Source organism: Paenibacillus sp. DMB5, assembly GCF_001517085.1.
In the GTDB taxonomy this organism is placed as follows: domain Bacteria; phylum Bacillota; class Bacilli; order Paenibacillales; family Paenibacillaceae; genus Paenibacillus_AQ.
The window spans coordinates 1-15,122 of sequence record NZ_LRAC01000137.1; the positions used below are offsets into that span (position 1 = coordinate 1).

The window sequence follows — 15,122 nt, forward strand, 5'->3', positions numbered from 1 at the left end:
CAAATGCTGCAGCTTTCGGTCTTTTTCCCAGACAGGGTCGGTCAACACTTGCGTTAGATTCGCGACTTCCCCCTCGGGGGAATCTGTGCTTAAAAGAGTTTACACAAAATTATTGACAGACCCCTCAACTTCATAACGTTCTGCCATTCTGCAAGTTTATTTTCTCAGTCCAATAATTAATTTTCTTCTAACAACTCAAAACTCGATAAGCTTAAACCATCACTTTAGTTTAATTAATTTTTTTAACAATATATCAAACTCTTTTATTCTTTTATTGTGAATTGTTTCGTCAGTAATGATTTCATATACATCCGATATATCGGAAACGTCTCCGTTAAATGGTATTTTGTTATTGATTATTTTTTCAATTTCTTTTAGGACATCATCATCTGAAAGAAGTGAATAATTTTTATCCTTAATTGAAGTCAAATTCGAAAATGTTTGATTCATTTGATTCAAAAAATTAATCATCGCATTATTGCTTTCTTCCATTTCTGGCCGCATGAAAACTTGTTTTGAAGTGTAGCCAGAAAAGTACTTATATAAAGCTTGATAATTCCCTTTCAGTGTCGATAATACACTGCAGATTTCTTCAAATACTTTCTTTACCTCTGAAGAGTGCACAGGAAGATATTTTTTTACTATTTCCGGGAAATTATCTTGAAGTAATTTTGAAATCTTAGAGTTTGAATAAAACTTGAACTCACATTCGTACTCCTTAGCTTTCACCTTGCACATTTCGATTTCAACATTCTGGGGATCGAAGTTCAGAAAAGCAATGCACAAAGCTCCAACGTTTTTATCTAAACTCTTTAGCTGGTTTAAACTTTTATTTAGATCGTCTATGATTTTACCTTTTTTTGGGTCACCTGTAGCCTGGATATAAACTAATGTACCATCCTCTCTCTCACACCAAGCATCAGGTGTACCCTTTCTAGTTTTGTTGGTGCCTTCTACTCCTCCGCTTTTATTAATTCCCTTCCAGTTTGTATGTAGAAGAGGAAGCATATCACAAGCTAATCTCTGCAGTGATCCCGAATCTAAGGCCCTTAGCATTATTTCAATTGCATCCATATAAATTTCTCCTCTTCATTAAGAATACGATGCATTTTCGATCCATGACTTCGGTCGAGACATCTAATCCGCTCTTCACACTAATAAGCCATGTTTAATTAGTTTTGTCCCTAAGTAAGTTACATAAAACTGAGAATGCTCATATATCTCACCTTCAAGTCCAAAAGCAGACAAATTAACTTGGCTAGGATTTAAGCTAAATCCTGTGTTTTCGATTAACATTCCAGTGGCAACTAGATGTTCATAATCAGTTCCCAATAACCAAACTTTCTGTGTACCCTCAATTGGCGACTCAAGTTGTCTCTGTTAGTTCAGAGTAACCTTAGCGAAATGCACTCGCTGCTCTGGATCATCTGCAGGCTGTTGGCTTACGCGGTCCCAAATCACTTGATAGCATAAGCAACCTCGGACACATGTCCTTCTTCTCACAACAACTCCGGGCGAAAATCCCAATGAATCCATCCTTACAGATGGCCTCAAAGGCATGTGCTGATCTTGTTCAAGTGCTTCGTACCATCCAGAAGAATACTTGGCCAGAGTCACCAGATGCATCCTAGCACCAGCCGCAAAAAATCAAATTATTACAATGAGCTGAGATCATCAAACGTCAGCCAGTTACAAGCCAGCTTCTGCTCGATGCTCAACCCACACTCCTGGTTTTTTCTGAATGTGCTGGGGTGCCGCGATTGACAAGCGGCTATGACGGGTTCAGTTTCACACTCGCTGCAGTTTAAAAAGCGCTTAGAGAATGTCTCTGTAAGTGGCTTGAAATTATTAATTTAACGCTCAAAAAGGAGGTTTTTCGAGGGGAACTTAAGTTCTTGTTGACGATACACTTGCGGTGACACTCTAAAGTAAAATCGAAATACTTTACCGAAATAGCTGGCACTGTTGAAACCACTCTCTAAAGCAATCCGATTAATCGGCCAATCCGTCGTTTTTAGAAATAAAGCCGCTCTTTCTAACCGACGTCTTTTCACATATTCAATAGGCGTGATATTCATGTGCTTCACAAATGTCCTGCATAAGTGGTGCTTGGAAATTCCTACGTATTCAGCAACCTCATCCAAGCTGAGATTAGTAGCAAGCCTTTCCTTCATAAAATTGATCGCATTATTTAAACGTTCATTCTTACCAGGAGGTATTTTATCCGGGCTTATTAGCCATCTTTCCATCACAAGAATCCAGTGAAAGAGTTGAGTGTTAACTTCTAATTGACTGTTCTCTTGCTCCTGAATCGAACGGTATAGGTTCCATAACAAGGATATAGGGTGCGAGTCGTGCGGAATATGAATGACTGACCCATCCTGTTGAAGAGTATAGCGCCAAATTTGCGTTGCCAAAGGACCTCTCACGTTCAACCATATAAACTCCCATGGATCTGAATTCTTCTCCGGATAATAGTAAATATGAGAGCCGGGGATCTCAACCAGAAAGGCCGTTTCTTTACTTAAAGTATGGATCTTTCCGTCAATTTTAATATAACCTTCGCCTGATAAGGTGTATTGAAAAATAACGTGATTCGTATCCGGACGGGTCAGGCCATTAAACGCATATGGTTGCTTTACAGATTCCCAGCCAATTGAATCAAGCATAAGCATAGGTGTTTTGCTGTCTGATTGAAAGAAGTACGATGTTGGATACACTTAGCTCTTCACCATCCTCTTGTTATCAATATTATACTATTAAAAATTCAATTTTTAAGATTGTAACACCAGACCGCCTTCCCTACAATCAAGTCATAAGGTGGATTTCTTTAAAGAAGTCTTCTTGGAATGAATATATCAGATGAATTGGAGGAATGAATTATGTTAAAGCTGAGAATAACTTTTTCATTATTAACTATTACCACTCTCCTGTTTACCATTTCATGGATGTCCGGCCAAGTGAAGGCGGCGGGCAGCACCACCTATCAACCAACCGAGAAAACCACAGGGTTGGTTAAAAATCCTGCAATGGGTTGGGTGCTTTATTGTGATGCATTTGGTCAAATGACCAACAATAGTTTTCCCGAAATGAACAAATGCGTTTCGAATCCCTCCTTATTTTGGGAAACATTTGACCAGTCCGGGGCTACAGCAAAGGCTAGTATTTTTTATTTACGGGCACCTTGGTCTTTCTATGAGCCAACTGAAGGCAACTACGGGTGGGAAAACAACGGAAACTTTACAGCACTGGTAGAAGGCGCAAAGAACCGTGGACTAAAGCTTGCTTTCCGTGTCTATGTCGATAGTCAGGATTCATACCAACAGGCCACTCCCCAATATGTGCGCGATGCTGGGGCAAAAGGCTATACCAACACTTTTTGGACTCCATATGTGAACGACCAAGTTTTCCTCAATAAACTTAGTGCTTTTATTTCTGCATTTGGCGAGAAATATAATGATCCGACTACTGTCGATTTTATTGACGGCATGGGTCTGGGTGCTTGGGGAGAAGGACATGATCTTCGAATTGACAGTACCCAGCCGGGGACCATCAATTCTAGTGTTGCTGTAGTGACGCAATCTTATCGCACCGCGTTTCCCAAAATACTCATTGGAGGCCAACAGGGTGGATCCTTAGCGAGCACTGCACAATCCTTGGCTGAATCAGATAAATTCGACATTTTGAGACGAGATAGTATTGGTATGGCCCAGTATTTTACGCAGGCAGACAAAAATTTCTATGTGAAAGAATTGCTTACGTTTGGCATACCTCTATTTGCGGAGAATGGTTGGAATTACTTCGCTCATGATTTTGCTGGATATATGAGTCGAAACGGTAATCCATTCTCTAACATCCGCGATATGTTGGTCTACAGTCTCAATGATGCAAAAGCCGCCCGGGCCAATACATTTGATTTACGAGTACCCGAAGATGCGGTTAAGTGGATGGAAAATGTGGATCTGGTAGATGATTTCATCATTAACGGAGGGTATAGACTTGTCCCCGTCCAATTTATAGCACCTGATGCGGTTACATCAAATAACTATGTAACTATAGAAAGCAGTTGGAAAAATACAGGACTGGGCAAACTGCCTAATAGCAGACCAGCCTGGAATTATAAATACAAAGTTGCATACGCACTTTTAAATTCAACGACCAAACAACCGATAATTACCCGTGTCACCAATATTGATCCGTCCGAATGGCTGAAGGGTAGTTTGTATGATTACGAAACCGCTTTAAGTTTCGGTAATATTGCCAATGGAACTTACGATTTAGCATATGCGATAGTGGATACAACCAGAGGAAATGTACCTGCAATTAATCTGGCAGTAACCAATCCGGTAAACACGAATGGGTGGTACAGCCTTGGACCGATTAACGTTTCCGGAATCGGATCGACGGCTCCCATGACGGATCTTCCTTCTTATCGCTTCTCAGAGGACTTCAATAATATTCAAGGCGCGAAGCAATGGTATTACATGCAGGGCTCCGGCTCTACCTTTACTAACATGACATGGCTATCAGGTACAAATCAGTGGAAAGGCGCATATGATTATAATCTTATTGGAGTAAATGGACTTATACATCCGGATACCAATGATACCGTGATAGCATGGAAAGCACCTCAAGCTGGAAATATCACTATCAAGGGAAGAGTAGCGAAGCAAAATTCCTCGTGCGGTGATGGAGTAAAAGTGAAGATATTAAAGAACAGCAGCCCGTTATGGCCAAATAGCGGCTGGCAAGATATCGCCGCAACAGATACTATAGGAGTGAACCATGAACTCATAACAACGGTAGCACAGGATGATTATATTTACTTTGTCCTCAACCGTAATAGTACGAATGCCTGCGATGGATCCCGATGGAATCCAGTGATCGAATATAGAGTACCCTCTGTGAATATTGCGCCTCAGGCAACTGTAACTACCACATCAGGTGCAAGTATAGGGCAAATTTCCAATATCAATAATGGAATCATTACTGACTCTTGGAGCAGCCAAAATGGAATTACTTTTCCTACTTACATCACACTAGATCTTAGTACAACAGCCAAGAGGACCAATAAGATAACCTTAGTCTCGCACTACGGGATAGGACAGGGGATCACCAATGTTGATATTGAAGTTAAGAATAATGGTCAATGGACCCCCGTTGCAACCCAAGTACCTATAACTTGGAATTCTAATACTGATGAAGAAGAATATCGCAATATCACCTTTAGTACTGTAACTACCAGCCAAATCCGCATTAAAGTTAACAACGGAAATCTTTCCTGGGGACACATTGCACTGAATGAAATTCAGTGGTGGAGCTTCTAAAATCAAGTAAATTGAAATTCTAAGGGGTTGTCCCAAACTAATATGGGTTGAAGGGCACCATCATGAAGAAAAATGTCTTGGCTTGTGAATCTGTGTCTTTCATAATGGAAGTGTAGGTCACAGGCCGAGACTTTTTGGGACGGCCCCTGCAATATCTCTCATACACTAATCAGTACGGCGGTATCTGGGCAGTCTCTCCAATGGAGCTTTAATGGAGATTGCGCAAGGACCGAAGACGATTTTCCCGTCGTCTCCGAGCCAGTTACCTTCTGGAAAAGACACAGTTCGACTGAGAGCCCCCTTCTCCAGAACCGGTGCTACAAGCACCTCATCCCCAAGCATGAATTGGTCAGTCACGTTCTCAAAGTTCTCCTCCGGAAATACATATGCCATGTGACGGAGGATAGGTTCCCCTGTAGCTGCCGCATGTTCGGCCAACTTCATGATCTCGGCTGCATAATCGGCGTGTAATCTCGCCGCCTCATAGCAAAGAGATGCATGCTTCTGATCCAACACCCTCCATGGCGCTGCCGAGAATTGCATCATCGGAAACAAGGCAGAGCACTGTGCGTATCTGACAAACAGTTCCTGATCCAGAGAATCGGCATTGGCTGTAAAATGGATGTATTCACCTCCACCGATCATATCCGGACAGGTATAAGCATAACCCATCAGCCCTTGCGCCAATCCGCATGGAATTAACGAGGCCAGACCATTCTCGTTCCAGCTATGATGCTTATCCATCAGTCGTTGTACTAGCGGCTGGCCTGCCATTTTCCAGCAAGCACGGTATTCGTTCAGCGAATACTCCAGTCCGATGTGCGCCCAAGCTTCGCACTGTTCGTTCTTCGTAGAAGGAAGATAGCTCCGGTCCGTTGAATCATAGGAGAACAAATCGCCGGCGTCAAATTTGAAGCCATCTACTCCATACCTTTCCTGCAGGCTGTTCAGCTGGGTACGCAGCCACTTTACCGTATCCGGATTGGTGCAGTCCAGCACGGCGCTATATCCGTTCCACCAGTGCCGGATCACCGTTTGCCCGTTATGATCTCCCAACAGCATTCCCGTGCTCTCTAATTGCCGAAATATCAAGCTATCGGGCGATACTAACGGACAAACCCATAACATCAGCTGAAAGCCCATTTGATGAAGCTGATCCGCCATCGCCTTCGGATCAGGAAACCGTCCGCTATGGAATTCCCAGGTTCCATAGGATTCATGCCAGTTATCATCAATCATAATTACGCCGACAGGCAATCCTTCCGAAAGTACCTTTTCCGCATATTTCAGCACTTTTTCCTGGGTAGGCTGATACAGCATCTCAATCCAGAGATTGTACTGCGGCGCCGTAAATAATAATGGAGCCGGTAAATCTCCGGTAGACGAAAAAAAGGTTAAGCTGACATATTGGTACACTTCTCTTAACGTGCTCCCCTGCTGCCCAAAATTCAGTTCCCCATCATATTGACCCTCTACAACTAATTCTGAATGGTCTATTCGAAAAGAAAAGGGCTGTTCGGACCAAACATATCTCCCCCGGTTCGAGAGTAATAACGGACAGGCTTGGTTCCCCCCTAGATCTTCTGACAAATCCATCTGAAATTCAGTTGGGGCATAAGGCATTAGCGTACCGTCAGCCACTCTTCCTCCCCACCAATATTCTTTTTCCAATAAAGACACGCGAAGTTTCTTCTGTTCCATAGACCCTTATCCTCCTACTCAAATCCTTCAAATTGCACAACTTCATAATGACAACCTTTAGAATGAACAATTTTGTTTGCAGTATAACTGCCTTCAGTAACAATTGCAGCTTCAACCGAGAACCGGTTTATCCACAAATGTAACGACTGGCTCCATTACACCGTGCAATTCAAACAAAATAAGTTCATTATCTCCTTGGCGCAGCAGCGGCGCTGGTACATACATCGTTTTTGTTGGACCTTTTTCCCAGTAACGGCCCAGATTAAAACCGTTTATAAAAACCTGTCCCTTGATCCAGCCATCCAACCTCAGGAACGTATCCTCCGGCTCATTGACCTGAAAACTCCCTCTATAGAAGGTTGTCTGAAGGCGAGCTCCGCAATTGCTTTGGGCAAATTTAAGTCCTTTCAGATCTGTTAACGGCAATGAGCGAATGCTCCAATTATGTAAAAATTGATAACCCAGCCTTACACCGCAAGTTATACCTTTCGGGTCACGAAGCTGTGGTCCATAATTTACGCGGCCCATGTTTTCCACAAGGATGTCAATTTGTAAGCCCTCGGCAGGAATCGTGAGTGGAATCCCATGCGGGTTCCAGCGTTCAACAGTATCGATGAATACACCATTGGCGAAAACAAGAGCCCGGTCACGCACTTCTTGCAGAACAAGCTCCATACTGCTGCGTGGCCCGGTAATCTTCGTTGAATACAGGATGAATCCATATGCCTGGCCAAGTTTCTCCATGGGCTCCGGATTTTCTCTCTGCACAGGATGCGACAAAGCGTCCAGCTGGGTCAATAAGGACGCTGATTCTGTCATCTGCACTTTGCCGTAAGCCCGTGACTTTATGACTGGGGGCAGCACCAATGACGGCAAATCTACATATTTCTTAATGATTTCTCGAGCTGCGTAGAATTTATCTGTAGGGTTACCGGATTCATCCAGCAACGTGTCATAATCGTAGCTGGATACAAGGGGTTCATACTCATCGAACAGGTTTGCCCCGTTCATAAATCCATAATTCGTTCCCCCATGGAACATATAGAAGTTGACAGAGGCGCCCATTGCCAGCATCTCATCCAGCGTCTCTGCCACTTCAGATGCTGGGCGGGTGTGATGCGGCTTCATCCAACGGTCAAACCAGCCATTCCAGAACTCCATACATACCAGCGGCCCCGCAGGCTGATACTCACGTAGTTTAGCGAAGGACTCCTTTGCCCGAGAACCGAAATTCACTGTGGCAAATACCCCTTTGATCATACCTCCTTGGAGCATATGATCTTCAGGCCCATCTGAAGTAAACAGCAGAACATCCATGCCGCGGGCGATCATGCCCTCTTTTAGATAATCCAGATATCCCTTGTCACTTCCAAAGCTCCCATATTCATTCTCTATCTGAACAGCGAGTACAGGCCCGCCATGAGTGCTTAACAGAGGCCGCAAACGTGGCAGAAGCTCATCGAAGTATGCATCTACTTTTTTTAAATAAACTTGATTATTACATCGTAGCTGCATAGTATCATCCGCGAGCAGCCAGGCAGGCAACCCGCCGAATTCCCATTCGGCACAAATGTAAGGACTCGGCCGCAAAATCACGTGTAAGCCAAGCTCTCCGGCAAGCCGGACGAAAGCCTCAATGTCTGTTTGGCCTTCGAAATAGAAGCAGCCTTCCTCTGGTTCGTGTAAATTCCAGGGAATATAGGTTTCAACGGTATTCAACCCGCATGCCTTCAACTTTAGCAGACGATCCTGCCAATATTCCGGCACAACCCGGAAATAATGAACCGCACCCGATAGCAACTGGAAGGGTTGACCATCCAATTCAAAACGATCGCCTGATATGGATAACTTCCGCATGACTTCATCCTCCAATGTTGATATATATTATTTAATTATATGAAAGAAAAATACGCTGCAGTATGGACAATACTAGTGAATGGCATGGAGAATCTATTGGTTGAAGGAGGCTTTTTGGACCTTTATACTATATTTAGGGGAGGTCATAATAATGGAAAGAAAAACTCATATCTGGTTAATTACTACAGATCAAATGCGTGCAGATGCAGTTGGAATTGAAAACGCTACCGTACTGACACCTGAGTTGGATAAACTTGCAGCAGAAGGAACCTTCTTCACCGGTGCTTATTGCGCCAGTCCCGTTTGTACACCCTCTCGTGCCTCCATCTTTACAGGAAGGTACCCGCATGTACATGGTGCCTGGAGCATTGGAACCACATTAAAAGAAGATGAAATCACCTTATGCGACCATTTAAAAAAAGCCGATTACAAAACCATAGGTATAGGAAAAATGCATTTCCGTCCTCAAATGAAAGAAGACTTCTCACAAGAATATGAGGATCCTATTCACCGGGATCGCGGTAGGTCTTTTGATGGTACGTACTATGGATTCGATGAACACCATATTACGGAAGACAACTGTATCGGTGAATACTTGGAATGGCTTAAAGCACAGGATCCTGACACAGCAGAGCGATTCCTCAAAGACCGCTTCAGATCCTCAGATGCTCAAAGTGACATATGGGAAAGCGAAATACCTCCCGAGCTGCATCAGACCTACTGGGTTGCTGAACGGAGCATCGAGGCCATTCTCTCTCACAATACAGACCAGCCACTGTTTTTGTGGTCCAGTTTCGTAGATCCCCATCATCCTTTCGACCCTCCAAAAGCGTATACAGATATGTATGCTAATATAGAAATTTCAGCGCCAATCAGAGAAGCAGACGATGTGAATCTACGTCCCCAGCATCTGTTGCGTCAGGGCCTGAGGGGTTATTGGCCTGGGGGCGGGCAGGAACATTCTCTAGATGAGAACAACATAAAACGGCTAATACGTAATTACTATGCAATGATTACCTTCATTGATGAGCAGATCGGACGGATTAAAAAAGCTTGGCGGCAAAAAGAAATTTACGATGATTTAATCATTTTGTTCACCAGCGACCACGGAGAATTACTTGGCGACCATGGACTCTTGTATAAAGGGCCGTGGTTTTATGAAGGTTTAACACGAATCCCGATGATTGTATGCGGCCCAGGGATAGCCTCCGGGCAACGCACATCCGCATTTATGGAACATGTTGACATTGTCCCCACACTGCTCGAAGCCGTAGGACTCAACAGCACCTACGGAATTCAAGGTGTGTCGCAGTTAGGGGTGCTTGCTGGTAGAGTATCTCATGTCCGTGACTCTGCCCTTACTGCTTATATAGCTCATGATCGGGGCATCAACGCCAAGTGCCTACGTACTTCACAATATAAGCTGGTTGTCTTCGCAGGAGAGACTTACGGTGAGTTGTATGATTTGAAAGAAGATCCCCAAGAAAACATCAATCGTTTTGAAGATTCAGCGTTTAGGGAAATCCGCAGTTTTATGATGGAGTTGCTCGCTCATCGGATGATTCAGGATCAGGATCCTTTGCCAGAACGCCGGAGTAGCTGGTAGCTTAAACTTATTCACCATAGTAACAAACATAGGACAACCTGACAGTTCAGGTTGTCCTATGATATCGGTCCGATTTCCCTTCCTTAAACCCCCGCGATTACGGATGTTGTAGCTATCGTATGCCATAAATTTGCACTAATAGCTCTAGGACCACCTTCATCAACGAGCCCGTCGAACGTCAGAATCTCCTCTTCCAATTCCGTAAGCTCATCTAATTCCCCTTCAGCATAGCGATTCAATCGGTGAATAGCCGTCTCAATCCTCTGAAGCATGCCCCCCATCCGCAGATCAAAGACGTCAAGACCGAACACTTTATTCTCCTGCTCCCATTGCACATGATAAACTTTGATAAATTGTCTCGCCAAACCGGAAAGTTTCGGTAAAGTCACAGCAGCAAAGTGAGCCAATTGCTCCACGTCACCATGTCTATAAGCTTTCCGAATAGAAATTCCAATTTCACTTTTCAGTTCGAGAAGACGGCACAGGCTGGCCTGGACAGAAAATAAGGATTTCCAAGCTGAATTTCGTGATACTGCCTGCTCGATTTTTTCTGCACTTTGCCGGTAATGCTCCGAATATGCATCCGGCAGGACGTGCCGGTCGAACAACCCGCACAAAATATCCTGGTACAGCAAATATTTAGCCGGATTAATGGAACAACCTCCAGGTGCGAGATTACCCGGCACCAGGTTAGCCGCATCGAGCGCCATGAAATCATCATAATTGCCCTCTGTGCAGGTGCTGAATCTTCCCCGGACATATTCTTCCTCGGAACATCCCATGTAGCATAATTCTGCCCAAAGCTGGAGAGAAGGAAGCACTGAGTAAACGGAAGCTTCAGCACCGTTATCCCCCCAAGCAGTCACCAGCATGTCTTTAATTCCATACTTAACACAGCTTTCATGAGCCAACAGACTGACCCGGCGGCTAAATTCATTGTTCGGAGTGAACCCCATCCATTTCCAAGCTCCGCCTGCAAATCCGATATGATCACTGAGCTGTTTGTGTTTGCGAATCATTCCATCGTATTTCTCCTGCGTTTCCGAGTAGTAATCCCAATAGACCAATGTAACATCCTCAGGAATCAGCTTTACAATATCGGAGCTAATTGGACTGTCTGCATCGTAATATTCTCCAGAACTGGCCAGGCGGAAAAACATATCGCTCCACATCATTGTGCAGTAACCATATTTTCTGGCAATCTCCATAACCTTGCCGAAGTGTTTCAGCATCAAGAAGGATCGGTCCTGGTACCCATGTTTGTCCAGGTACTTGCCAAGTCCCATCATATGCGCTTCGTCCATCCCTATATTTATACGGCGGCTGCGTACATTGGCCGACATGAAAGCAAACATTTGATCAATCAACGCATATGTCTGAGGATCATCAATAAGCAGAATATCCTGGCAATCCACAAGCGGCGCATGCGCCTGCCATTTCAATGCTTGGCCGAGGTGGGCCAGCGTCTGAATACACGGAACCAGTTCGATACCAAATAACGCGGCGTACTGGTCCATTTCCTGGGTTTGCTCCGCAGTGTATCTTCCTCTTAAATAGCCGAAATAAGGATATTGCTCCAGTTCGTATGTATCTTCTGTATACAGTTGAACCGTCGAATATCCCATGAGCGCCAAGCGCCGGATCAATTTCTTAAATCCTTCATAATGTAGAACAGCATTTCGCGAGCAGTCCACCATGAAGCCAAGCTGTTCATAAACCGGAAATTCCCTTATTTCGCCTGCCTCTCCCTGGCCTACGTATTCGACAAACCGGCTGAGTGCCCGAAATAATTGATGTTCCTTTTCATACTCAATGGTTACCCCAACTCCGTCGGCAGCGATTCGGATACCTGTTCCTTGGTTCCTACAAATCACCAGAAGTCCAGCAGAATCTATTGTAATCCCTAAAATTCCGGCTACCTCAGAGACAGCAGACAACTGCTTCTCGGTTAACCCCGTTAAGTTCATGTTAAGCATCATCGACGCTCCCTTCCAAATATATAAGGATGCGGCTACTGCCGCATCCTGTCTAATTTTGGTGATTATTCGATGCCTTCTGCCCTTGCCTTCTCATTGACTTCGTCAATCATTTTGTCGAGTCCCTTGGCCTTATAATCGTTCACGATTTTATTCCATTCTTCCTCAACCGGTTGTTTAGAAAGCATAATATTGAGGATATCGTCATGGTCAAGCACAGTAAACTTATCCTTGGTAGGTGTAGACATATAAGTCAGTCGAATATCGTAATCTGGTACTTTTGTGTTTTTCAAAATCCAGTCGATATAATCGACAGCTTCTTTTCGGATGGATTCGTTAGAAATTGTCGGATTTTCTAAGTTATAGCTATCCGAAGTTTCATATGCTACCAAATTCTTCAGGAATGAACGAGCGGGGTACTTCTCATTTAATGACCCCTTTTCAACCATAACTATTTTCCCATTTTCGCTTTTATAATCTTCGCCCTCGATTCCATAATTCAACAAATTTTTACCTTCTGGGGATAATACATAATCGTATAGCGCCATAATACGGTCCATTTTCTTATCATCAACCTTGCTGCTGAAGTAACTTTCCGACCAGTATGTTTTAAAGATGGCGTGGGAACGTTCTCCATCAGGTCCAATAAGCGGTTTGAGCACTTTTACTTTCTCAGTGATTTCCTGACCGGGATACGCTACTTTCCAGCGTTTTTCATAGATTTCGCTATCTAAATTGATAAACCCGCCAGCGGTTAGGAGGGCAGCCGATTTGCCTGCCACAAAATTATCGTAGGAATCCGCAGGCTTAACAAGCGCGATGTCAGAATTGATCAATCCCTTATCATACATATCCTTCATGTTCTGGAGCGCTGGAAGTGCGTTCTTCGAAAATGCAGCCGGGACATATTTACCATCCTCTTTAATCCATTTGAAATCACTGCCGCTGCCATCGCTCGTGGCGACCGGGTTGCCATACAGCCAGAAAAATCCACCCAGTAACTTCGTTGTTGTTGACGTAAGGCCGGAAATATTCTTACCTTCTGAATCGGCCTTTACAATGGCATCCAGCATGGCCTCAAATTCTTCCCATGTCTCTGGTTCTTTAGTGATACCAGCCTTTTGAGCGAGGTCCCATCGATAGAGGACGACACGGTCTAGTGCGCTCCAATCCACGCTTGGGAACATCCGGCGGGGAACCGTGTAATTCTTTCCGTCTACCGCTAATCCTTTAATATCCGGTTCTTCGAAGTATTCAGCAAGGTTAGGATACTTGGCAAGATCCGGAAGGGCTTTAACAACGCCTTGTTGAACCCATTTGCGCTGATACTGTGTGCCGACTGCATCGATTGCAAATATGTCAGGCAATTGGTCGGAAGCTGCCCACATTTGTATCTTCTGGGAATAATCATCCCAAGTATAATTGACCGGTTTTAAGGTAATGTTGAATTTTTCTAATATTTGTTTGGCGACTGCATCTTTTTCGATATTGGCAATTTCGGCCTCCGCGTCCCAGAAACCGACAGAAATGGTCATCGGATCTTTATAAGGATCGCCAGCTGAAGCAGTGTTGTTCTGTGAACTTTCTGTATTCGTTGCGGTTTGCCCGTTATCATTGTTGCCTCCCCCACCGCAAGCCGTGAGCAGTGAAGCAAACATGGTCATACACATTGCCAATGTCATCATTTTTTTTGTAATCAATACTTAAACCTCCCTTAAATTAGTTGTAGGATAATAACTTATATCTGAATACACTTATCCTTTAATTGATCCAATCATAATCCCTTTATCAAAGTGCTTCTGCAGAAACGGATAAATTGCAATAATAGGTATACTTGATAATACTACAGCTGCCATTTGTAAAGCTGGTGTATAGACCTTCGCCGCCTGTTCCTGTTCGGCAAGGGTCTGCGTCATTAAACTAAGCAGGGAATTTGATGTGATGAGCGTTTCCCGCAAATAAATTTGCAGCGGCGTTTTGGAAGCATCACTGATAAAGATCAGTGCATACCACCACTCATTCCATCTTTCTACGGCATAAAACAAGGCAAAGGTCGCTATAAACGGAGCAGAGATTGGAATAATGATCTTGAGCAGAATATACAGGTCATTTGCTCCATCCAGCTTAGCGGACTCTTCCAGACTTTCCGGAATCGTATTGAAATAATTTTTCATGATAATCAGGTAAAATGTATTAAGTCCCGCAGGTATAATCATGACCAGAATATTATTTACAAACCCCAATTCCTTAACGACCAGATAAAAGGGAATTAAGCCGCCATTAAAAAACATGGTGAACAATATCAAGCTTAGCATCGCGTTTCTGCCCGGCATTCCCCGCTTCGACAAAGCATAGGCTCCTGCGACAGAAATTGTCATACTAAACAGTACTCCTACCACTGTAACGATGACAGAATTTAAAATGGAAGTCCAAAATTTCATATCTTCAATCAGCAACTTGTAAGCAGCCAGATCAAATGAGCGCGGAAAAATATAAAAGCTGCTCTTACTAATCGTTTCAAATTTGGCAACAGAGATGATTAGAACATTATAAAAAGGGAAAAAGGTAATAAGCGCAAGAAGCCCCAAAAATACGAAGGCGCCAATATCAAAAGCACCCCACCTTTTTCTCTTTCCTACCGTTATGTCAGTCACT

9 protein-coding genes are annotated in these 15,122 nt (G+C 43.8%); 2 read left to right on the forward strand and 7 right to left on the reverse strand.

The window, feature by feature from the left end; all coding sequences use genetic code 11:
• Nucleotides 1–219: 219 nt before the first annotated feature.
• Together AWJ19_RS21500 and AWJ19_RS21505 are read right to left on the reverse strand one after the other, a co-directional pair.
• Entirely contained in the window at nt 220–1,074 is an 855-nt protein-coding gene (locus tag AWJ19_RS21500; RefSeq protein WP_068726908.1) for a hypothetical protein, read from the reverse strand.
• Between the two features lie 779 nt (nt 1,075–1,853).
• Nucleotides 1,854–2,720, reverse strand: coding sequence for a helix-turn-helix domain-containing protein (locus AWJ19_RS21505; RefSeq protein ID WP_068726910.1), 867 nt, complete (start codon nt 2,718–2,720; stop codon nt 1,854–1,856).
• A gap of 162 nt (nt 2,721–2,882) precedes the next feature.
• On the opposite strand from AWJ19_RS21505, the gene AWJ19_RS21510 reads away from it, so the two are divergent.
• Entirely contained in the window at nt 2,883–5,327 is a 2,445-nt protein-coding gene (locus AWJ19_RS21510) for a discoidin domain-containing protein (protein ID WP_068726912.1), read from the forward strand.
• 165 nt (nt 5,328–5,492) lie between these two features.
• On the opposite strand, the gene AWJ19_RS21515 is transcribed toward AWJ19_RS21510, so the two are convergent.
• Nucleotides 5,493–7,028 carry a glycoside hydrolase family 31 protein gene (locus AWJ19_RS21515; protein ID WP_068726914.1) on the reverse strand — a complete coding sequence of 512 codons (1,536 nt, stop codon included), beginning with the start codon at nt 7,026–7,028 and terminating at the stop codon, nt 5,493–5,495.
• A gap of 111 nt (nt 7,029–7,139) precedes the next feature.
• On the reverse strand, nt 7,140–8,885 hold the full coding sequence (locus tag AWJ19_RS21520; protein WP_068726916.1) for a beta-galactosidase family protein: 1,746 nt from the start codon (nt 8,883–8,885) through the stop codon (nt 7,140–7,142).
• A gap of 151 nt (nt 8,886–9,036) precedes the next feature.
• Between AWJ19_RS21520 and AWJ19_RS21525 the strand changes: the two genes are divergently transcribed.
• Nucleotides 9,037–10,491: a sulfatase-like hydrolase/transferase gene (locus AWJ19_RS21525; RefSeq protein WP_068726995.1), complete on the forward strand. Its 1,455-nt coding sequence runs from the start codon at nt 9,037–9,039 to the stop codon at nt 10,489–10,491.
• Nucleotides 10,492–10,574: 83 nt separating this feature from the next.
• Here the strand turns inward: AWJ19_RS21525 and AWJ19_RS21530 are convergent, their stop codons facing one another.
• The 3 genes from AWJ19_RS21530 to AWJ19_RS21540 form a co-directional block, all read right to left on the reverse strand.
• On the reverse strand, nt 10,575–12,470 hold the full coding sequence (locus AWJ19_RS21530) for a family 20 glycosylhydrolase (RefSeq protein ID WP_128083662.1): 1,896 nt from the start codon (nt 12,468–12,470) through the stop codon (nt 10,575–10,577).
• A 62-nt stretch (nt 12,471–12,532) separates the two neighbouring features.
• Nucleotides 12,533–14,167: an extracellular solute-binding protein gene (locus AWJ19_RS21535; protein ID WP_068726918.1), complete on the reverse strand. Its 1,635-nt coding sequence runs from the start codon at nt 14,165–14,167 to the stop codon at nt 12,533–12,535.
• A 54-nt stretch (nt 14,168–14,221) separates the two neighbouring features.
• A complete protein-coding gene (locus tag AWJ19_RS21540; RefSeq protein ID WP_068726920.1) occupies nt 14,222–15,121 on the reverse strand; it encodes a carbohydrate ABC transporter permease in 900 nt (299 codons plus the stop codon).
• Between the last annotated feature and the right edge of the window lies 1 nt (nt 15,122).